This is a genomic window from Paenibacillus sp. FSL L8-0435 (genome assembly GCF_037965655.1).
Lineage (GTDB): Bacteria > Bacillota > Bacilli > Paenibacillales > Paenibacillaceae > Paenibacillus.
The window spans coordinates 4,504,097-4,524,153 of the sequence record NZ_CP150185.1; the positions used below are offsets into that span (position 1 = coordinate 4,504,097).

Genomic DNA, 20,057 nt, shown 5'->3' on the forward strand with positions numbered 1-20,057 from the left:
AAAAGCGCGCCTTGCGGCGCGCTTCCCTTACGCTGCTTATTTAGCAGTAATTCCGTATTCGCTCATCCAGTCCTTGATTCCTTGTGTGCTGCCACCCCAACCTTCAACGAACTCTGACAGCTCCGAAGTGGAGATTTGTTTATCTGGCAGAGCTTCACGTTGAACATAGACCGGGTTAAGAACAACTGCATCTTCCGTCTCGTCCCCGTTCAGTTTTTGATAAGCATAACGTACCTGGACGCGTCCAATATCCGTTGGATCAACAGCAGCAGAAGCAACCCAAGGATTTTTCGGGTCCTGAATCATTTGCAGGTCCTCGTCACTCATATCGATACCATACACTTTGATCTCATCACGTCCAGCTTGTTGAATCGCACGTGCTGCACCTTTGGCGAACTCATCCCATGCAGTCCATACAGCTGTAATCTCACCTTTTGGATACTGCTTGAGAATAGCTTCCATTTTGGCTTGAGTATCCAGCGCCGGGTTCTGTGCAGAACCGAATGTCGCTATTTCCTTGATGTCCGGATTTGCTTTCATGAATTCACCGTATGCGATCTGACGGCGTTCCATCGGTGCGAACCCAGCTACCCATACTTTGACAATATTTCCTTGTCCATTGATATCTTTTTTCATTTGCTCCAGCGTCAGCTCAGCCATCTTCTGATCATCCTGCGACAGGACTGTGGCTCCCGGAACACTGATAGCTGCGTCAAACACGACCACTGGAATATTCTGTTCTACTGCCTTCTTCACGCCTGGCTCTAACAGGGAATCTCCATGATCCGTGAGAATGGCATCGAATTTCTGGTTAATAGCGCTATCAAGCAAGGATACCATCTTTGCTTTGTCATTATCGGCAACAAAGGTTGTCAGTTCTCCACCGAATTTTTCGATTTCTTCTTTTACACCCTGTACATATTGCTGTGAGAAAGTACCTGTATTGAATTCCATAATAAGTGCGATCCGTTTGCCACTTAGAGGGCCCGTGACTGCTTCCGTTTTTGGTGTATCATCTGATGCACCCGAAGCCGGAGTGGCTGCCGGTTCTTTTTTGATTCCGCAAGCGGACAACGCCAATGTAAATACTAATAACACACTCAACCATACCCATTTTGTCTCTTTTCTTTTCATCTCTGTATCCCCCTGTCCACTCTCTGTGATCTCGATCACAATAGTTGAATATTAATATAACGGCTAATCCCAAGTATGTAAATGGGTTTTAGCAATTTAAAGCTAAAACTCGCTAAGTTTTTTTGAAACCACTATTCTTCCCATCCATTTCATCCAAAATAAAGAAATCACGTAAAAAAGACCGCGAGGGGATGCCCCCTTACGGTCTTTTGATGTCTTACAGAATGATGGCGATCAAGCCGCCCGAACCTTCGTTAATGATTCTTCCCAGCGTCTCTTGCAATTTGTATCTTGCATTATCCGGCATCATGGCAATCTTGCCCTGAATCCCTTCTCGCACAATGGAGTGCAGGGAACGACCGAACATGTCTGAATCCCATACCTTGATCGGATCGTTCTCGAAGTCCTGCATCAGGTATCTCACCAGTTCCTCACTTTGTTTCTCCGTACCGATAATTGGAGCGAACTCCGATTCCACATCAACCCGGATCATGTGAATGGATGGTGCCGTTGCTTTCAGACGTACGCCAAATTTGGTGCCCTGACGAATGAGCTCAGGTTCATCCAGAGCCATCTCGGCAAGAGATGGAGCAGCAATGCCGTATCCGGTCGTTTTGACCATCTCCAGCGCTTCTGCAAAGCGGTCATATTCTCTCTTCGCATGCGAGAATTCCTGCATCAATTGCAGCAGATGATCCTTACCGCGAATCTCGATGCCAACCACTTCCACGAGAATCTGATCATACAGTTCATCCGGCGCATACAGGTCAATTTCGGCTACACCCTGCCCCATATTCATGCCACTCAGACCTGCGCGATCAATGAATTCATATTCCATGAACTGTGCGACAACCCGATCCACGTCACGAAGTCTGCGAATATCCTTGACGGTATCCCGTACGGAATTTTCGTAGTTGCTCCGCAGCCAGTGAGTCTCGTTGAGCACCATAACCCAGCTCGGCAAGTTTACATTCACTTCATGCACAGGGAACTCATAGAGCACTTCACGAAGTACACCCGTCACATCATCTTCCGTCATGGTCGCTGCACTGAGTGTCATCACCGGAATGTCGTATTTGGCAGCAAGCTCACTACGCAATTGCAGGGCTTCTTCACTGCGAGGACGAGTGGAGTTGATGACCAGGACAAACGGTTTACCCACTTCTTTTAATTCTGCAATGACCCGTTCTTCAGATTCCACATAGGAACTGCGGGCAATTTCGGCGATTGTGCCGTCTGTTGTTACCACAACACCCAGTGTAGAATGCTCCTGAATGACTTTGCGAGTACCAATCTCGGCGGCTTCCTGGAATGGAATTGGTTCCTCGAACCAAGGCGTGGAGATCATGCGTGGACCATTCTCATCCTCGTATCCCTTGGCTCCTTCCACCGCGTAACCTACACAATCCACAAGACGCACATTGACATCAAGTCCTTCTGCCACCTTGATCTGGACTGCGTTATTTGGTACGAATTTTGGTTCGGTAGTCATGATGGTTTTACCTGCTGCACTCTGTGGAAGTTCATCCACCGCTCGACCACGGTCAGCCTCGTTAGTGATGTTTGGCAACACGATGGTTTCCATGAATCGTTTAATAAATGTTGATTTTCCCGTCCGGACTGCGCCGACAACCCCGAGATAAATATCCCCTCCGGTCCGCTCAGCTATGTCCTTAAAAATGTCCACTTTCTCCAATGAAATCCCCTCCCTAAATTACTCCGAAGGAAAAATGCTAAAGAGCATCCGCTTCGTTTTTTCAATCAGAAGACTGAAATCCCTGCAACGGTAGAGCCGCCTTTGTGAGTGCCCGGAAGTCGTCCGCCGCCGAACGTTGCATTCTGATGAAACCGGCGAGAGCGGCGTTAACTCGTACATGCAATTGGACTAGTATCATCTTATGTATCCGTATGCGGCAATATGACGCGTATTTTTGTTTTTTTATCTTATGGTGATGACATTAGGAGAATCCCCCGATCTCGGACTGCGCGTCTTTATTTCAATCTACTTTATGTGATCCGTGAAGCTTTTATGACGGTTATTGCTCATACTGACAAAGAAAAAAGAGATATCCCTTATTTGGAATATCTCTTTTTGAACCATTAGAGGCATGGTGGTCATACAGCTAAACCATTTGAATTGCAATCATGCTTATTTTATTGGCTGGGCAACCGGCGCATTATTTTGCCATGCGTAGAAAACGGATTTTACAGGTACGAAGTAGGAGTGTTCCACCAGCAAATCCCGAACATCTTCAGTCTCTGCTGGAGACACGTCAGACTTGTCCACTGCCTGCATAATATCAAAAGCATAATCTACATAGACCTTGCCTTCGTCATCCATCATAAAAGGTAACGCCTGACCTGAATATACACTATTCAGCGTAATGGAAGGAGTACCTGCCTGAGCAGCCAGCTCCATATCCACAGCATATAACCCCGGATACAGTTCTTCCCCGCTTGGCAGCTTATTGTTATGTACGGACTTATATTGATTAACCATTCGTTGCACATCGTTTACTTTCTGTACGGTCAGAAGGTCCATCACTTTAACGGTCGGATTCACTTCTTCGTCCTGAATAAGGAAGTAAGCGCTCCCACCACTTTCAAAAGCAGTCTCCGGTATTTCATCCAGATACCCCAGTTGTTTCAACTTGGGCAAATCCACTCTGAACTTTTCATATTTAGGCGTTTCCATATCTGCATTAATGATTGGCAAAATCCCCTCATCTTGCTGGAATGCCTCGACCGCACTCTGGATACGGCTCACGCTTTCCCGATACGCTATCTTAGGGTCCGAATTGCTCTGGGATGGATACATACAACCACTTGCTGTAAAAGCAAACAACAGGAATAACAGCAGACTGCCCGTCTGATGTCTCAGACGCTGCTGTCCACTTCCTTCCACACATTTTGGCTTGTTCCTAATCATTCGTGTCCTCCTTGAATAACTCATTAGAGAATCCATTTCATAACGCTCAGAACCAGTCATCTTCCTGTTGCTGACGTTCCAGTTGTTTCCGAATGGCTGCCTTCAGCGGGTCCTCTGGAACATGAACCGATAGAGATCCACACACCTTGGCCTGACAGGACAGTCGTGTACCTGCTTCCAACAGAGAACCCAGCTTGCGCTTTTCTGCATCTGTTGGTGGATACAGTTCCGCCCGATGTTCTTCATCCACATTCACTTTGCACATCAGGCAAGCCGCTTTACCATCACATCGGGTCGTAATCTTGACTCCAGCACGTCGTGCTGCATGCAGAAGTGTCACCCCTGGTTTGAGCGCTATCGATTTGTTCATAGGTAAAAAAGTAACTTTATAGTCCATCATTTTCCTCCCTCAACCTACTGGGGCCATGTAAAGCCAACAAGCTCTTCCACTTCGGCTCTGAAGCGACTTGCCCACACATTCTGTTGACTTAACAGCATCATTATAGGTTGATGTGCATCTGGCTGCTCGCGCATCTGTGTCGCAATGGGGACATAACGATCTTCACGACCTCGCAGCAGATTAAACAACAGCTCATGCGCAAGCGGCATCAGTCGCAGGGTATATGAACCCACTTGTGCTACTGGTGCATGCAGAGCAAGTACATGTTCAATCTCGATACGGTACCAACTTTTTCGAGCCCATATTTCGAAACCACCAACCAGTTCCAGCGCACATTCACCCACCTGATAGTGGCTCAGCAGAGAAGCATACGGTCCTGTCTTGTCCACTGTAGGCTCGTCAAGCATTTCCCCCGGAGCGCTACGGTGAAGTTCCTTAGCAGCGGCAACATCCGCATAGATATCAATATCTCTCGGAGCCTGTTGCAACTCCACCCCTTGAAGCAGCAACCCACAACTTCCTCCAAGTAACCATGTCTGCGGCTGTGTGTTCCAAGCTTTGGCCGTTTCCAGCAAAGCCGCGTGTAATTCCGGATAACGCTCTGTCCGACCCTCCGTATCATGCGGCCTCATAGGCTCACACTCCCCTCATCCGTGTTCATTGTGTCAGTTCTTATGATGTGCTTATGCGGATGTTATCTTTCAGGCATGGGAAATCAGGTCAGAGAAGCGATTCCACCGAAAAAGCCAATCAGCATAATCAAAAATGCAATTAGAGAAAGAATCCCCCGTACAATCCCCTTTGTTTTGGCACGAGCAAACGTAATCAGGAATACAGATAATCCCATAATGAGGATGGCCACCAATGACAGCCACATCTTGTCCATTGCGCTCATAATCCAGCAGTCTCCCCTTCAGTCCGATATTCATCACTGACACTGTGACAATTGCAACCATTATAACATGAAATTCAGCTCAACTTTCCAAAAAAAAGACAAAAAAGCAAGCCGGCAGATGCCGACTCGTCTTTTTGTCTTACTGGATCACCTGCACAAGCAGGTGTGATCTATTATTTTTTCATCATCATTTTCATTAACGACTCCATACTGTTTGGATTCAATCCGCTTTTCTTGACCGCACTCACAATATCCTTAACCGTATCCTCAGATACCGGAACTTTCGCCATGGCGGATACTTGCTTGATCAATTGGCGCAACTGAGCTTCATTCTGGATCGTCGTTGGTTTCACCGTGCTTGCCAATTTCTTGACGGCACCCTCAGTTATCGTTTTACCCGTTTTTTTGTTGATTGCATTCAGCGCATCTTTGGAAATGTTGTTACCCATTCGTCTCCCCTCCTCCGGCAATACTCATGTGTATAGTATGAGTCCGCTACAGAAAAGGTGAATAAGCTCCTTATTTCACAAGATGCGTTTAGGCTGATAACAATCAGGAATGCCACTGCTCCCAGGTTTCAAGCTTCATGACTTCCATTTCGGTCTTCGGGTCACGTCCCATCAGGGCTTCAACCGCATCACGCGGCTGTCTCTCTTGGAATAAAACGTGATACAACTGATCTGCAATCGGCATTTGCACACCGTATTTTTGAGAGATGAAATAGGCTGCCTGTGTGGTTCGAATGCCTTCCACCACCATGCCCATTGACTTCAGGACATCATCGAGCTTCTGTCCCTGACCCAACATAGAACCCGCTCTCCAGTTACGGCTGTGCTGACTTGTAGCCGTTACAACCAGATCCCCGATTCCGGCAAGTCCTGAAAACGTTAAAGGATTTGCCCCCATCTCCACACCAATACGTGTGATTTCCGCCAGACCACGGGTCAACAGCGCTGCTTTGGCATTATCACCGAATTGAAGACCATCGGACATGCCTGCACCAAGAGCAATGATATTTTTGAATGCGCCTGCCAGTTCAACACCGAGCATGTCACGATTGGTGTAAACACGGAAATAAGCATTCATAAACAAAGCTTGGGCCGCCTCGGCAGATGACTTATCCAGTGAAGCTACAACCACTGTCGTTGGACAACGCTTCACCACTTCTTCCGCATGACTTGGGCCAGAAAGAACAACAACACGTCCTTCTTCACATTCAAGCTCTTCTGAAATGACTGTGGACATCCGTTTGAGGCTTTCTGTCTCGAAACCTTTGGTTGCATGAATGACTAACATCTCAGGCTTGTAATAAGCCTTAAGCTGGTTCGTAACTGCACGCATGGCTGATGAAGGCGCAACAATTAACACAGCTATAGCGCCTTCCACCGCAGCTTCCATATCAGTTGTTGCTTGAATTCGTGGTGAAAGCTCCGCATCCGGAAGATAGCGAGTATTGGTGTGTTTGTTATTGATTTCGTTAGCCTGGTCTTCACCACGTGTCCACATCATCACGTCCAACTGATTGGCGGCGAGTACACTGGCCAGAGCTGTCCCCCAGCTTCCAGCGACCAGAACAGCAACTTTTTTAGACAACTCGTTTACCCCCTCCAGGGTTTTTCGATCCCAATTTATTTTCCTGTCCTTTGGCGAGCTTCGCAATATTGGTACGATGTCTCCAGAACGCAAACAGACAAATAATCAGACTCCCCCAGAAGATATTCATTGAATATCCGGGTAATACCAGGATAAAGATGGGTGTAAATGCTACAAAAATCAGAGACCCCAATGAAACATAGCGTGTCAATACAATAGACAGAATGGCGATCACCCCAGCACATAACGCAGGTAGGAAAGCAAGACTCACCAGAACACCAATGGCTGTGGCAATGCCTTTTCCTCCACGAAAATGGAAGTAAAGCGGCCAGTTATGTCCTGCAATGGCTGCTATACCACTGAGTGCAGGAATCCAGGCAGAACCGTCACTCAGCCAGATTCCAATCCATACAGCTGCAACACCTTTAAGTACGTCAAGTAACAGAACAGCAATTGCCGGTCCTCTACCCAAAATACGCAATGTATTGGTAGCTCCCGCGTTTCCGCTTCCGTGCTGACGAATATCGATCCCCCGTATCGCTTTGGCAAGGAGGACACTAAAGCTGATCGAACCGAGCAGATAACTCAGTACAATCGCTGCGATTTGTAAAATCACACACTTCTCCCCTAACTTTCGTCGGACTTCTTCCGAGTAAATATGCGAATTGGTGTTCCTTCGAAATCAAACGCTGCACGGATTTTATTCTCCAGATAGCGCTCATATGAGAAGTGCATCAACTCAGGATCGTTCACAAAAATAACCATGGTCGGTGGTTTAACTGCAACCTGAGTCACATAGTTAATTCTCATTCTCCGTCCTTTATCTGTTGGCGGAGGATTAATGGCAACCGCATCAGACACCACATCGTTAAGCAGATGTGTCTGCACACGTAACGAGTGTTGCTCTGCTACACGTTGCACAACCGGCAACAGTTTTTGTAAGCGTTGTTTTGTGAGAGCCGACAAAAATACGACCGGAGCATAAGTCATAAATAGGAAGTGATCCCGAATTTTTCTCTCAAACTCTTTCATCGTCTTGTCATGCTTCTCTACCACGTCCCATTTGTTCACAACAAACAATGACGCTTTACCCGCTTCGAATGCATATCCTGCAATATGCTTGTCCTGTTCAATAATGCCTTCTTCACCATTAATGACAATCAGAACAACATCTGCACGCTCAATCGCACGCATCGCACGCATTACACTGTATTTCTCAGTTGTTTCATATACTTTACCACGCTTACGCATACCTGCTGTATCAATCAGCACGTAACGTTGGCCGTCTTTTTCAAAAGGTGTATCAATTGCATCCCGGGTCGTTCCAGCCACGTCACTTACAATGACACGCTCTTCACCCAGAATAGCGTTCACCAGTGAAGACTTACCCACATTAGGACGTCCGATCAGAGCTACACGAATGACATCTTCATCGTAAGTCTCTTCCTCAAGTTCTGGCAGCTTCTCCACAATTGCATCAAGCAAATCACCTACACCTGTACCGTGACTTCCGGATACGCCGATAGGATCACCGAAACCAAATCCATAAAACTCATAAATGAGCTCACTTCGTCCGATATTATCCACTTTGTTAACGGCTACAACAATAGGCTTGCCTGAGCGGTAGAGCATCTCTGCTACCTCTTCATCCGATTGCGTAATACCTGCTTTTGCATCACACATGAATACAATAACATCCGCTTCTTCAATAGCGAGCTCTGCTTGCATCCGAATCGATTTTAAGATTACATCTTCACCATCAATTTCGATACCACCTGTATCAATGATACTAAATGGTTTACCGTTCCATTCACCGATTCCATATATGCGGTCACGGGTAATGCCCGGCTTGTCTTCCACAATGGCCAGTCTGTCGCCGATGATCCGATTGAAAATGGTGGATTTACCCACGTTCGGTCGTCCGACAATTGCCACAACGGGTCTTGCCATACATTCCACTCCTCCTGTCCATACTTACGATACTCATCATAGCAAAAAAGATATGTCTTGGCTAACGTTTCATGCCAAATTACTCGCAATAAAAACAATCGGCGAACCCGCCTTGGGCTCGCCGATCTTGCTTTTGTTATTCAGCAAAATATGCAGTATATAACTTAGAACCATGCATTGTTAACTTATTTGAATTTGCTGAGTTTGTCTCCAAACAGTTCGCCAAGCGTAGTGCTCATACCTTGATTGTTCAAGGAAACGTTTGGATTGTTAATTTCTTCACGCGGAGCGTTGTTTCTTGAAGGTCTTTCTGATTTTTGTGGTTGAGCTGGAGCCTCTTCTGTTTCTTTGATGCTCAAGCTTACACGTTGCTCAGAAGGGTTCATGTCCAAGATTTTAACCTGAACTTCCTGTCCTTCTTTCAGCACTTCATGAGGAGTGCCGATGTGTTTGTGGGAGATTTGCGAGATATGCACAAGTCCCTCAACACCAGGAGCGATTTCAACAAATGCACCGAAGTCTACCAGACGTTTTACAACACCTGTTACGATATCGCTGGAATTGAATTTTTCGCTTGCTGTTTCCCAAGGACCAGGTTGAACAGCTTTCATGCTCAGGCTGATTTTGCCTTTTTCAGGGTCAACTTTCAGCACTTTCACACTAACTTTATCACCTTCAGACAGTACATCGGATGGTTTTTCAACGTGTGTCCAAGCCAGCTCGGATACGTGAACCAAACCGTCAACTCCGCCCACATCAACGAATGCACCGAATTGAGTCAAACGTTGTACTGTACCTTCGATCACTTGACCTTCTTGCAAACCAGCCATTACTGTAGCTTTGTTTGCTTCGAATTCTTGCTCCAGTACGTCTTTTTGGGAAAGGATCACTTTGTTGTTCTCACGGTCGATCTCTTTCACTTTAACACGCAGTGTGCGTCCTTTGTAGTCGCTGAAGTCTTCAACGAAATGGCGTTCAACCATGGAAGCCGGGATAAATCCACGTACGCCCACGTCTGCTACCAGACCACCTTTAACAACATCACCTACAACAACTTCGAATACGTCTTGGTCTTCAAAATGCTTTTGCAATTGATCCCATGCGTTTTCGCTGTCGATTGCACGTTTGGACAGAACGAGTTTTTCTTTCTCGTCGTCGATGCTAAGAACTTTAGCTTCAACTTCTTGTCCAACTTCTACTGCGTCAGACGCGCTGTCAACATGTAATGAAGACAGTTCACGAATTGGAATGACACCGTCATATTTATATCCAATGCTCACATAGGCTTGGTTATCTTCCAATTTGACGATGGTTCCTTTTACGGTATCTCCTTTTTTCAAGGAAACGAATTGATCCAACTCATCTTGGGTTGCTTCTTGATTTTTCATTTCTTCCGACATGTCAAATACCCTCCTCAATTCAAAAACCCCATTATATTCAAACCTGCCTGTAGCAGAGTTCAAAACACTTTCATCACTGAGTGCTCATGCTTTAGTCTCCCTCAAAAATATGGAAACATGCACTCAGCTACCGACGAAGCCATTACTTGCTTGGCACGCCCGTTTGCACCATTTCGTTAATCTTGGACATAATCTTTTCAGTCGCCTTCTCCAGAGCTTCTCCAGATGGGTCTTCCTTGAACTCGTCCAAACTTACTGGTGCTCCATATACAACTTTCATCTTACGAAAAACTTTGTAGTTACCGATAATAGCAGTAGGAATAACTGTAGCGCCACTGCGGAGAGCAAAACTCGCTGCCCCTTTTTTGCCGATACCTCCATCATTGTGGCGGCTTCCCGAGGGGAAGATTCCAAGCACTTGACCATCACGCAAAATATTGAGTGAGGTTTTGATGGATTCCTTGCTGACACCTCCACGTTTAACGGGGAAAGCGCCCACAGCTTTAATAATTCGGCCGAGTACCGGAATGTCAAACAATTCGCTTTTGGCCATGAAACGCACCTGACGGCGAATTTTGATACCAACGGTTGGAGGATCGAAGTTACTAATATGATTGGAACATAAAAGTACGCCGCCTTCTTTCGGAATATTCTCCCGTCCAACGGCCTCCAAGCGGAAAAGAATGGTATAAATGATCCGCAGTAATGTGCTGCAAAATGTGTAAATCATAGACCGATCTCTCCTCTGACCATTGTGCAATAAGATACGATTTTGTCAACCACTTCATGAATGTTCATCTCCGTTGTATCAAGGACGATAGCATCCTCAGCACAACGCAATGGGGAAATTTCCCGATTCTCATCCAATCTGTCACGGGTGGCAATGTCTCGCTCCAGCTGTTGCAACGTCAGTCCTTCAGAGGGGTCCAGTTCTTTGAAGCGGCGAAGCGCACGCTCTTCGACACTGGCAGTCATGAAGATTTTCACTTCCGCATCGGGCAGTACTGTCGTTCCGATATCGCGTCCATCCATGACGACGCCCTTGCGCAAAGCCATTTGCCGCTGAGTATCCACTAATTGCGTACGCAGCCCCTCGATTTGCGCATATCGGGACACGATTCCCGTAACTTCACGGGAGCGGATTTCCGAGGTTACTTCTTCCCCATTACAGAACACTTTCTGTCCGTCGGGATCCGGTTGTAAATCAATGACCAGCTTTTGGGCTTCCTGAAGTACCTGTGCCACTTCTTCCGGCGCAATATCTTTCCGAAGCATGTGCAAGGTTACCGCACGGTACATTGCGCCTGTATCGACGTATACATACGCGAGCGCCTCTGCAACCAATCGGGCCACCGTGCTTTTCCCGGCACCGGCAGGTCCGTCAATTGCAACGTTCATTTTCCCGTTCTCTGATGTGTTCTGGCTTGCCAACGGGGCATTCCTCCTCAAACGATAAACCTCAATAAAAAAACAGGCATTGCCTGCATCGTGAAAATTATACCACACTCTACACATGGATGCAAAAACAGACAAATCAACGACGTTTGTAATCATTCACCGTTTGCACTTCAATTGGCGTTCCTTCCAGGCGGTCAATGGTGGTCAAATTCTTTTTGAAGCCTGGTACCAACAGCAGCAATTGATATACCACAAGCAGGATTAGAAGGGCTGTAATCAGAATCGTAACCTTTCGTTCCATTCGCCTGGAGAAAACATAATAAAGTCGTTCATATCTGCGGGTTGCATGACGATGATTCAAGGCAATACCTCCGTTTTTTTCATTACGGTACCCGCAGTTCCCTCTTCTTATGCCACAACATTCCTATTTTGTGCGATAGTCAAGTTGCCGTTCAAAACAAAACTTGATAATTTTTTGGCGCTCCGAATCTGAAATCTGCACAAACTTCAGCATGCATAGCTGTCTGCCGGTTTCCAGAGTTTTGATCCGCACAACTTCAGCTTCAAAATTCACATGTTCAATGGTTGAATTCCGGTAGGGAACCAGCAACCAGCATTTCAATTTTTGACCTTCAGCTATTGAAAACCCTGTTTCGCCGTAGATGGACAATCCACCGCCACCAATATCTTCAGTCAATCCGACGGCACGGGTCAGATCTTCACTCTGGATGGCCAGTTCGAGATTTGCGTGAACACGAAGAAAGTTGCGCCGTTGTATTTTGGATATATCGCTCGGAAGCGGTTTGCGGATACGGACAAGACGGACCACATCTTCCTCAAATCCCGTGACATAGGTATTAAAATAATGCCGGACCCCATCCTCCGTAATATATGAAATGGACAATTCCTCTCCGAAAAAGAGCCTTTTCAGGCGGCTGCTTCCTTGTTGCATCGGGACCTCAATCAGAAAACTGGTGTCATCCATATCTGCAATGCGTGATTTGTATTCTTTGTGTTCCTCTTTTTCATCTGCAGAAGCAATCTGGATGTATAAAATTTCATTTATTTTAGGAAACAAGCTGTTCACCGCCACTTTATGTATTTATCTTCGTATGTACGAGGACTATTATACCATGACCTTTCTCACATTGAACAAGAAAAACAGACCACATCGTGGTCTGCCGCAGTTATTCGCTCAGCTTAAAATTCAGATTATCCATCTTTTTATGAGGTTGCATTGACCGGTTTGATCTCTTCAACCGCTTCTTCCATTCCTGTATTTGCATTAATGTATATCCGGTAACGAGAACCGTTAATTTTCCCTCCGAATTCATAACACAATACTTCTTTGCTGTAATCATTCTCAATCAGGGATTTGCGAACATAATTTTCTTCGAACTCCGAGTTAAGCTTTTTCCGCGCCTGTTGCTCCGTAAGAGTTGCTTTCGGAATTTTGCGCTTGTCATTATGTTCGTAGACAAAGTCACTCGCCTGGAAGCCGGTTACTTCACCTGTATCCAAACCTACACGAACTGACATTTTCTCAGGATAGATCAAGGTGTCTCCTTGCTTACGTACATAAGTAAGGTTACCCAGATTACCATATTCATCGTAGTTTACGGCCTTCATATCCTTATAACCTTTGTTCATTAGGAATTGATCTGCTTTAGCCATGGCATTCTGACGAGACACTTTCTTGGTTCCGATTGGACGCGTATCACTGTAAGAGATCAGCATTCCGCCATTACGAGTGAAATCCATCATCAGTTTGCCATTGTTGGCATGATCAATCGTGGCAGTGTAGGACTCCCAGTCTGTTCCTTTGCCGTTCTCCTGCACTTGGATTTTGCTACGATCCGCATCAGAAAATTTTGCAGCCTTGCTCTGGATCTGTTCTTTGGTCACCGGCAAACCGCCCAGTTTCTTCACTGATCGTTTTGCATAGATATTGGATACGGAAGGACCCCAATCAAGCTCCGGGTATTCCTGTACCTTTTTGTTCACAGTACGAAAACCATCAACGATCGTGTTGTCCATTGTTTGCTCTTGCGTTGCCATGGCAGTCTCTGCATCCATCCAGCGCAATCGGTCCGTCAGGACTTTCTGCTGTACATCCTGCAGATTCTTGGTAATCTCGGATGAATTCTGATACAGCTTTTTCAGGTTGCCCATTTCCTTCTCACTTAGCGGTTCGTTCGTCAAGTCCCGCATCGACGCCCGATAGGCAAAGTTGGAAATACGTGAGAGAAACTCCTCTGTTTCGTTAAATGGCAGCATGGTGAGTGGCAGTTGGTTGATCTCATTCTGCGCTTCACTGGTGAGTCGCCATACATTCATCAAACCTTTGCGATGCATCCCCTGTGATGTAGAGTGAACCGCCAAGGTGTTACCAATCTCCGAATGCAATTTGTCCATATGAAAAGATAAATCGTGAAAGGCACGCTGATATTGATTCTCTGCCTTGATCAGAATTGCATTCTTCTCCTGATTCTCCTGATAACCCCACACAAGCGCACCGACCAGCAGAACCGCAAATATCGGAAACATAACTGAACTTAAACGTTTATACATCCGTAGAGTCTCCTTTCTTCTAAACCACTACCTCTATTGTGGATCGAAGAAAGATCTCTTATGCATGCGATTTCCAGTCCTTACACAAGCAGGCTGCTAAAGTCCCGTTTGGGTCCACCCTTTAATTCAGCTGAATCCCAGTTGCCATGCCCTCTTCTTCAATTTCAAACTGGTCTCTGTTATCACATAGGCACTGCTTGAATCCCGTCTCAATCCGGCCCCGCTCTTTCTTGCCTCGTAATGTAAATCGTTCACCGCATTGTTTGCATCTGATTTTAATTTTAATTCTCATCACAACGATCTCCGTTTCTGTTGGTCATTCCCCGGGAGTTTATCCGTAAAAATAAAAACACACCGGAGCCATAGGCGCAATATGCGCTTTATGTCCACCAGTGTGTCCGTATTTTTATAATTTAACCTCTTCCTCCCGCTTCACAAAACGAAAAGGAGAACGGTTATTAGCTCGTGTGATTTTACCCATTGCCCCATACCACAGGCCCGCCATTAGCGGCGCTATAAACCACAACCAATGATTCACCATGGTGTTCATGATGACATCGTACAATGCATGCCAGAAAAAAGGTAAAACCAGAGAAAGAACCAGGTACCACCGCTTTTTCTTACCACCGATAAACTTGGCTTTACCCATATAATAACCCATAATTACCGCAAACATAGCGTGCCCTGAAACAGGGAGCAGTGCCCGAAGGAACATGGCTGAGACGGATGCATTCCCCGCAAAGGCATACAACACATTCTCAACAGTGGCAAATCCAAGTGAAACAGCGACTGCATATAAGATCCCGTCATACGGTTCATCAAATTCGGTGTGATTATAGATGATATGATAAAGTACGAACCATTTAACGAATTCCTCCACACCACCTGAGATCATAATGGCCTCAAGATAAGGATTATCCCCGAGCCATATCATCATGCCACGCTGAATAATCATCACAGGCAGTACCATCAGAATTCCCATGAGGAAAACCCGCAATACCATATGAAGTGGCTCATAATCATAACGGTCTTTCAGGTAAAAGTATGTTAACAAGGCGAGACCCGGAGCAACTGCTGCCGCTAAGACCGAAAACAAAAGCACCGAAATTCCCTCCTCTGACTAAAGACGCGATTACAACTAGAGATTAATCCTGGCGTTTGAAGTGGGTGCAGATAACATCAATCGCTTGTGCAGGAATAACAACCTTACCATACTCTTCCATAACTGCCGGAGTAACTGAGGAGCCTTCGCCAAACTCAGCAAGCAAGGCAATCAATGCCGCATGTTTGGTGGTATCTACCTCATCTGGCTCCAAATGCAAGAACCACTTGTCTTTATAAGAATAAAGTCTCCCAGCATCCGTAACATGCTGACGCAACATATGTGCAGCTTCAATGAGCACTTCAAAGTCCTTGAATGCATAAACGATGGAATCGCTTTGCTCGAGTGTAACTTCCATTTCATATACTTCTTCAGGAAGATCATCTTCATGACCTGAACCATATTGTTGCGGATCATATTTTCCTCGTGTGACAATGACAACCATCCCTTGAGCGGGAAGTGCGAATACTTCGACAGCGAGTGGACCTGTGGCATCAAATCCAAGTTCGGAATAGGCCTGATCCATCATTTCAGTGAACAGTTCATGAACCTTAGGTATTTCCTGCCACATATCTTCTTTTTGTATTCCGCGCTCGCTCAGATCGTCAAAGGTCAGGAAAATCCGTATCTTATCGTGACTTAGTCGTTCTATTTTCATACAGGATCTCCCCTTTATAAGCAAGTCTTATAACAGATTATGAAGCACAAAACAATATGTGCTGAAAATAAATCTATGTAGTTATGTTATCATTTTATACCTCTAAATGCACGAAGTAAAATCGACAAAAAAAGAATCATTCCACAGCCAATCTAGACTGTGGATGATTCTAATTGGAGGTTTTGGTTTATAAACCCGGTACTGTTGTGTTTGTTTGACTTAAAATTTGCTCAACTTCATGCTTCACATCCGGATTGGTGCGAATAAAATCTTTGAGCATACTCATATTCGCTTCTTTTTCCTGCGGTGTGATTGCTCTTGCGGTCTTTGCTGCCGGATTTTTGTGGGATTCACCATGTTGATTTTGCTTGCTTGTGAACCCGTCCATACCCGGGAAAGTCATTTCCATCATCTTATGTTTTGCCTGATCCATCATGTTACGTGATGAACCCGATGACATCATGGGCAATCTGCCTTTGGACAGCCATGAACTGGCTGCGACACCAATGACAATGCCCCAAAAAAAGGATGACGTCTTCATTACACCAACCTCCTTCAAGTGTTAAAATCATATTTAGTGTTTGCGGTAGTGAGCGATCTCATTCCGTATAAATACAGGAAAGTGAGTTGAAATCATGTTCAGACATACAGCCGCATTGATAATTGCTGCAAGTTTGCTGCTGTCAGCTTGTGGGACAGCGGAAGAAAAAACATCTGATACTTCCGCACCAGCGGGCGAATCAACTACCACGGTTCAAGGAGAGCAAGGTAACTATAACCCAGCTGATACAGGAAAACCCGGAACTGGTGTACCCGAGCCTTCAACGGAAGATTCAACTGCGAATGAAGAAAAACCTGAATCTTCGGAGAAGGTTTCTACAGAAGAGAAAGTGGAAAAGACGTATCACATGAATGAAAATTATTATATTAAACCAAACGATGAAGCGAGCCCAAACAAGGTCGTCTTGTTAACTTTTGATGATGGACCCAAAGAAGAAAAAATGATTACTTCACTGATCGACACTTTAGATAAACATAACGCTAAAGCGATATTTTTCGTCAATGGATATCGGGTGAAAAGCCATCCGGAATTGCTCAAACTCATACATGAACGGGGTCAGATTGTAGGCAATCATGCCTGGGATCATGAGGATCTCAAAAAAATGTCCAACGCTGAGGCGGCAAAACAGGTTACAGATGTCCAAAAAATAGTGAAGGATACCATTGGTGTGGAACCGCAATTCTTCCGTCCACCTTTTGGTTCGGGAAATGATGCACTGAAGGCTGCTGTGAAGAAAAATGGCATGTTATATATGACTTGGTCTAATGGTTCGCTCGATTGGGATAAAAGCACCAAAGACAAACCGGAAAAAGTCATCCAAAATGTACTGGACCAGTTAAATCCCGGAAGCAATATTTTGATGCACGAGTTGCCATGGACGGTTGAAGCATTGGATGAATTGCTGACCAAGCTCGAGAAGAAAGGCTATTCCTTTGTTGATCCGCGTACAATTGAATTGGAAGCTCGTTAAATTGTAATCTTGTGCAATAAAATAAAACAGCCTTGATCCAATGGATCAAGGCTGTTTCGCTGTGAGTGCTTTTTCCGCGGGCACTCTTAACGTGATCATATGCATCTCCGCAGGACATCCTAGTCGGAGAGGAAGATGATTTGTACCGTATCCTCTGCTAACAAGCATTTTGCCTCCTTGGTGAATGTCCTCCGGACTTCGCTTCAGGGAGTACCACCCATTCGATACGGGACGATACGATTTTCCAAGGAACACAGGTCCGAAAAATGGTACAACCAATTGTCCGCCATGTGTATGACCGCTTAAAATAAGATCTGCATTTTCTTCCAAGCGAAGGGCCTGCAAAGGATCATGAACGATAGCAATTTTGCAAAAACGGTTACCGATCTGCTGTAGTAATACATCGCCCTGTTTGGAACGGTAGTCTATGCCGATCAGACTCAGTCTGTCATTGCCCCTTTGCAGATATTCCACATTATCCTGCAGGAGTTTAACGTCCGATTCCCGAAGAATTCGCGCAAGTTGAGCGGTACCAGCCCTCTTGTCATGGTTGCCATACACCGTAAATGAAGGAGCAATGTTCGATAAAATTTTCATGTTATGTCTAACTAGAGACCATGAAATTCCTTTTTCCGCAACATCCCCGCCGATGAGAACCCAGTCCACCTTGTTTTTAACGTTTTCCAGATCCTTCTGGTTCAGCTTGCGCTTGTGCGTGTCGGATACATACAAAATCTTAGCCCCGTCAAAGGATGTTGGCAGATGAGGCACTTCAACCTCTTCTTCAATCATTTGATGAACGCGGGCTTCACGCCACATATGAAAAAATAGTAAAACTCCCATCAAAATGATAAAACCTGTGAGTAAAAGCATTACCACGGCAAGGGAAGGAACGTATTCAGAGCGGGTGCCCCTTCAACCCCCCACCAAACCAGACTAATCGTTAACATGACAAAAATAAAAATGAGTGAATTGACAAACCTTTTGCTCAATTTTAACCGACGTGAAGGATGCAATTCTGTTCGTGTAGGAAGCGAACCCGCTTCGGGGATCGATTCTTCCGTTGATGTTGACGTTTTTTTGGAGCGTGATGGTGCCCTTTGAGGAAGTACTGGACTTTCCAGCTTTTCTGTATAGGGCTTGCGCTGTGATCTAGGTAAAGAAACGGAAGTAATTGGTGTGATTCCGCCAACCTCAGCAGCTGCTGCCGTTTCAGCAACGATGCTTACTTGAGAAGCCACCTGACGCTCGGATTTCTCTTTTTTATCCGATTGACGATGGCGCTGACTGCCATATGTCTTCATTCTACTTAATGGCTGATTCATGATCCCCTCCGAAAACGTATCGCTAATCCGGACACCAAATCAATAATAAAGTGACATAATATAGGCGCCCATAATGTGCCGGACTGCAAGTAAATCCAACCCAATCCATAACTTGAGACAAACACCCAGCCTGTTGGAATCCAGTGGCGCAAATAACGAATATGGATAACTGCGAATAAAATACTTGTCCAGTAAGGACCGATGGCATGTTGGATGGCTCCACGGAATAATAATTCCTCACACACAGCAACAATGGCTGCTATGCATACAATGTGCCAGATCGGACGCCCACGGAACAGCATCTCGTTAATTCCACCGTCATCCATGCTTTCCTGAGGTATAACATACGACAGTACCAAGTCCATAACAAGCATAATTCCTGCAAGACCAAGACCCCACCATATAAATTGGTAATTGTCAGGCCATGCGAGTACATCTAACAAGTTTCGTTTCTGCAATAAGATCCACACAACTCCGATAATCAGTGTCAGACCTTGTGTAAAGTATAGATTGATTAAAAGCAAACGCTCGGTGAGCTGTTGTGGCTCAGCCTTTTGAATCTTGAACTTGGGAAACTTGAATTTTTTCATCGGATGCGTCTGTCCTCTTGAGTTAAATTTGATGGATAACAATTACGTTGTCCAATCGGATAGTATACTAAATGATAGCCAAAAAACCAATTAGGTTCAAGGCCTGCCCCTAGTCCTGGTTTTATGTCCGTACCATTACTTCATTAAAGCAGTAAAATTCAGTTCACCAAACAGCTTACTTTCCATCTTCTTGTCGTAGGTATATTAACTATTGTATTACTTATGGTGACTCTGTTTATGTGTGAATCTAAAGACATCTGCAAAACATTTTAAAACATTTAAGCCTATTGACATGCTCATGTCAGCCATGATACATTATGAAAAAATTAGTCACGTTAAACACGATGATGGAAAAAAGACGTTGCTTCGTCTTACAGAGAGCCGATGGTAGGTGTGAATCGGTGGCAGGCAAATGGTCTTGAGCGCTCCTGAGTTATTGCATTGAAATTGGAGTAGGTGCAATCGGTTTAGACCCGTTATCCTCTTCGGTCTTCATTGACCGCTAAGACTGTCGTTGCGAAACGGCGGTGAATTAGGGTGGTACCACGACAACTCTCGTCCCTTATTGCGCAAGCAGTAT

At 45.4% G+C, this 20,057-nt stretch carries 24 protein-coding genes and 1 other annotated feature; of the genes, 1 reads left to right on the forward strand and 23 read right to left on the reverse strand.

Translation table 11 applies throughout. The features are described from left to right. Positions 1-36 precede the first annotated feature (36 nt). The 20 genes from NST33_RS19985 to NST33_RS20080 form a co-directional block, all read right to left on the reverse strand. Positions 37-1,134, reverse strand: coding sequence for a sugar ABC transporter substrate-binding protein (locus tag NST33_RS19985; RefSeq protein WP_036672016.1), 1,098 nt, complete (start codon positions 1,132-1,134; stop codon positions 37-39). Positions 1,135-1,351: 217 nt separating this feature from the next. Beyond that, entirely contained in the window at positions 1,352-2,830 is a 1,479-nt protein-coding gene (gene spoIVA / locus NST33_RS19990; RefSeq protein ID WP_036607700.1) for a stage IV sporulation protein A, read from the reverse strand. A 453-nt stretch (positions 2,831-3,283) separates the two neighbouring features. Continuing rightward, positions 3,284-4,063 carry a DUF3939 domain-containing protein gene (locus NST33_RS19995; protein ID WP_221820305.1) on the reverse strand — a complete coding sequence of 260 codons (780 nt, stop codon included), beginning with the start codon at positions 4,061-4,063 and terminating at the stop codon, positions 3,284-3,286. A gap of 46 nt (positions 4,064-4,109) precedes the next feature. After that, positions 4,110-4,460, reverse strand: coding sequence for a 2Fe-2S iron-sulfur cluster-binding protein (locus tag NST33_RS20000; protein WP_017687690.1), 351 nt, complete (start codon positions 4,458-4,460; stop codon positions 4,110-4,112). Positions 4,461-4,477: 17 nt separating this feature from the next. After that, a complete protein-coding gene (locus NST33_RS20005) occupies positions 4,478-5,095 on the reverse strand; it encodes a hypothetical protein (protein WP_221820304.1) in 618 nt (205 codons plus the stop codon). A gap of 83 nt (positions 5,096-5,178) precedes the next feature. After that, complete coding sequence (locus NST33_RS20010) at positions 5,179-5,358, reverse strand: DUF2768 family protein (RefSeq protein WP_017687688.1); 180 nt, start codon at positions 5,356-5,358, stop codon at positions 5,179-5,181. 173 nt (positions 5,359-5,531) lie between these two features. Continuing rightward, a complete protein-coding gene (locus NST33_RS20015) occupies positions 5,532-5,807 on the reverse strand; it encodes a stage VI sporulation protein F (protein WP_145322508.1) in 276 nt (91 codons plus the stop codon). Positions 5,808-5,910: 103 nt separating this feature from the next. Then, positions 5,911-6,951: an NAD(P)H-dependent glycerol-3-phosphate dehydrogenase gene (locus tag NST33_RS20020; protein WP_221820303.1), complete on the reverse strand. Its 1,041-nt coding sequence runs from the start codon at positions 6,949-6,951 to the stop codon at positions 5,911-5,913. Continuing rightward, a complete protein-coding gene (plsY, locus tag NST33_RS20025) occupies positions 6,944-7,567 on the reverse strand; it encodes a glycerol-3-phosphate 1-O-acyltransferase PlsY (RefSeq protein ID WP_221820302.1) in 624 nt (207 codons plus the stop codon). Before plsY ends, NST33_RS20020 begins: the two co-directional genes overlap by 8 nt. Positions 7,568-7,578: 11 nt before the next feature. Beyond that, complete coding sequence (gene der / locus NST33_RS20030) at positions 7,579-8,901, reverse strand: ribosome biogenesis GTPase Der (protein WP_076209907.1); 1,323 nt, start codon at positions 8,899-8,901, stop codon at positions 7,579-7,581. A 185-nt stretch (positions 8,902-9,086) separates the two neighbouring features. Next, positions 9,087-10,301: a 30S ribosomal protein S1 gene (gene rpsA, locus NST33_RS20035; protein WP_036607712.1), complete on the reverse strand. Its 1,215-nt coding sequence runs from the start codon at positions 10,299-10,301 to the stop codon at positions 9,087-9,089. A gap of 142 nt (positions 10,302-10,443) precedes the next feature. Then, positions 10,444-11,031 carry a lysophospholipid acyltransferase family protein gene (locus NST33_RS20040; RefSeq protein ID WP_076209906.1) on the reverse strand — a complete coding sequence of 196 codons (588 nt, stop codon included), beginning with the start codon at positions 11,029-11,031 and terminating at the stop codon, positions 10,444-10,446. Beyond that, positions 11,028-11,732 (reverse strand): (d)CMP kinase, encoded by a 705-nt coding sequence (gene cmk, locus NST33_RS20045; protein ID WP_076209905.1) that lies wholly within the window; start codon positions 11,730-11,732, stop codon positions 11,028-11,030. The genes NST33_RS20040 and cmk overlap by 4 nt, the downstream gene beginning before the upstream one ends. 103 nt (positions 11,733-11,835) lie before the next feature. Beyond that, positions 11,836-12,060: a hypothetical protein gene (locus NST33_RS20050; protein WP_237174691.1), complete on the reverse strand. Its 225-nt coding sequence runs from the start codon at positions 12,058-12,060 to the stop codon at positions 11,836-11,838. Positions 12,061-12,123: 63 nt separating this feature from the next. Further along, positions 12,124-12,777: a flagellar brake domain-containing protein gene (locus NST33_RS20055; protein ID WP_339304814.1), complete on the reverse strand. Its 654-nt coding sequence runs from the start codon at positions 12,775-12,777 to the stop codon at positions 12,124-12,126. Positions 12,778-12,923: 146 nt separating this feature from the next. After that, positions 12,924-14,270 carry a germination protein YpeB gene (gene ypeB / locus NST33_RS20060; protein ID WP_124116198.1) on the reverse strand — a complete coding sequence of 449 codons (1,347 nt, stop codon included), beginning with the start codon at positions 14,268-14,270 and terminating at the stop codon, positions 12,924-12,926. 121 nt (positions 14,271-14,391) lie between these two features. After that, positions 14,392-14,562, reverse strand: a complete 171-nt coding sequence (locus NST33_RS20065) for a hypothetical protein (RefSeq protein ID WP_165980215.1) — start codon at positions 14,560-14,562, stop codon at positions 14,392-14,394. 114 nt (positions 14,563-14,676) lie between these two features. Next, positions 14,677-15,372, reverse strand: a complete 696-nt coding sequence (gene prsW / locus NST33_RS20070; RefSeq protein WP_237174690.1) for a glutamic-type intramembrane protease PrsW — start codon at positions 15,370-15,372, stop codon at positions 14,677-14,679. 43 nt (positions 15,373-15,415) lie between these two features. Continuing rightward, positions 15,416-16,030 carry a genetic competence negative regulator gene (locus NST33_RS20075; protein WP_339177534.1) on the reverse strand — a complete coding sequence of 205 codons (615 nt, stop codon included), beginning with the start codon at positions 16,028-16,030 and terminating at the stop codon, positions 15,416-15,418. Between the two features lie 187 nt (positions 16,031-16,217). Next, a complete protein-coding gene (locus NST33_RS20080; RefSeq protein ID WP_221820297.1) occupies positions 16,218-16,571 on the reverse strand; it encodes a hypothetical protein in 354 nt (117 codons plus the stop codon). A gap of 94 nt (positions 16,572-16,665) precedes the next feature. On the opposite strand from NST33_RS20080, the gene NST33_RS20085 reads away from it, so the two are divergent. Continuing rightward, positions 16,666-17,562: a polysaccharide deacetylase family protein gene (locus tag NST33_RS20085; RefSeq protein WP_339304817.1), complete on the forward strand. Its 897-nt coding sequence runs from the start codon at positions 16,666-16,668 to the stop codon at positions 17,560-17,562. Between the two features lie 45 nt (positions 17,563-17,607). Here the strand turns inward: NST33_RS20085 and NST33_RS20090 are convergent, their stop codons facing one another. Genes NST33_RS20090 through NST33_RS20100 form a run of 3 tightly spaced genes read right to left on the reverse strand, consistent with a single transcriptional unit; the run spans position 17,608 to position 19,477 of the window. After that, positions 17,608-18,381, reverse strand: a complete 774-nt coding sequence (locus NST33_RS20090) for a metallophosphoesterase (RefSeq protein WP_339304819.1) — start codon at positions 18,379-18,381, stop codon at positions 17,608-17,610. A 53-nt stretch (positions 18,382-18,434) separates the two neighbouring features. Then, complete coding sequence (locus tag NST33_RS20095; RefSeq protein ID WP_221820294.1) at positions 18,435-18,887, reverse strand: hypothetical protein; 453 nt, start codon at positions 18,885-18,887, stop codon at positions 18,435-18,437. After that, on the reverse strand, positions 18,884-19,477 hold the full coding sequence (locus NST33_RS20100) for a type II CAAX endopeptidase family protein (protein ID WP_036607728.1): 594 nt from the start codon (positions 19,475-19,477) through the stop codon (positions 18,884-18,886). The genes NST33_RS20095 and NST33_RS20100 overlap by 4 nt, the downstream gene beginning before the upstream one ends. 335 nt (positions 19,478-19,812) lie before the next feature. Next, positions 19,813-20,043: a binding site (T-box leader), on the forward strand. Positions 20,044-20,057 lie beyond the last annotated feature (14 nt).

Coding starts and splice junctions, on each gene's coding strand:
- NST33_RS19985 (WP_036672016.1), bottom strand. CDS start 1,134: ATGAAAAGAAAAGAGACAAAATGGGTATGGTTGAGTGTGTTATTAGTA.
- NST33_RS19995 (WP_221820305.1), bottom strand. CDS start 4,063: ATGATTAGGAACAAGCCAAAATGTGTGGAAGGAAGTGGACAGCAGCGT.
- NST33_RS20000 (WP_017687690.1), bottom strand. CDS start 4,460: ATGGACTATAAAGTTACTTTTTTACCTATGAACAAATCGATAGCGCTC.
- NST33_RS20005 (WP_221820304.1), bottom strand. CDS start 5,095: ATGAGGCCGCATGATACGGAGGGTCGGACAGAGCGTTATCCGGAATTA.
- NST33_RS20010 (WP_017687688.1), bottom strand. CDS start 5,358: ATGAGCGCAATGGACAAGATGTGGCTGTCATTGGTGGCCATCCTCATT.
- NST33_RS20015 (WP_145322508.1), bottom strand. CDS start 5,807: ATGGGTAACAACATTTCCAAAGATGCGCTGAATGCAATCAACAAAAAA.
- der (WP_076209907.1), bottom strand. CDS start 8,901: ATGGCAAGACCCGTTGTGGCAATTGTCGGACGACCGAACGTGGGTAAA.
- rpsA (WP_036607712.1), bottom strand. CDS start 10,301: ATGTCGGAAGAAATGAAAAATCAAGAAGCAACCCAAGATGAGTTGGAT.
- NST33_RS20040 (WP_076209906.1), bottom strand. CDS start 11,031: ATGATTTACACATTTTGCAGCACATTACTGCGGATCATTTATACCATT.
- ypeB (WP_124116198.1), bottom strand. CDS start 14,270: ATGTATAAACGTTTAAGTTCAGTTATGTTTCCGATATTTGCGGTTCTG.
- NST33_RS20065 (WP_165980215.1), bottom strand. CDS start 14,562: ATGAGAATTAAAATTAAAATCAGATGCAAACAATGCGGTGAACGATTT.
- NST33_RS20075 (WP_339177534.1), bottom strand. CDS start 16,030: ATGAAAATAGAACGACTAAGTCACGATAAGATACGGATTTTCCTGACC.
- NST33_RS20080 (WP_221820297.1), bottom strand. CDS start 16,571: ATGAAGACGTCATCCTTTTTTTGGGGCATTGTCATTGGTGTCGCAGCC.
- NST33_RS20085 (WP_339304817.1), top strand. CDS start 16,666: ATGTTCAGACATACAGCCGCATTGATAATTGCTGCAAGTTTGCTGCTG.
- NST33_RS20090 (WP_339304819.1), bottom strand. CDS start 18,381: ATGTGGCGTGAAGCCCGCGTTCATCAAATGATTGAAGAAGAGGTTGAA.
- NST33_RS20095 (WP_221820294.1), bottom strand. CDS start 18,887: ATGAATCAGCCATTAAGTAGAATGAAGACATATGGCAGTCAGCGCCAT.
- NST33_RS20100 (WP_036607728.1), bottom strand. CDS start 19,477: ATGAAAAAATTCAAGTTTCCCAAGTTCAAGATTCAAAAGGCTGAGCCA.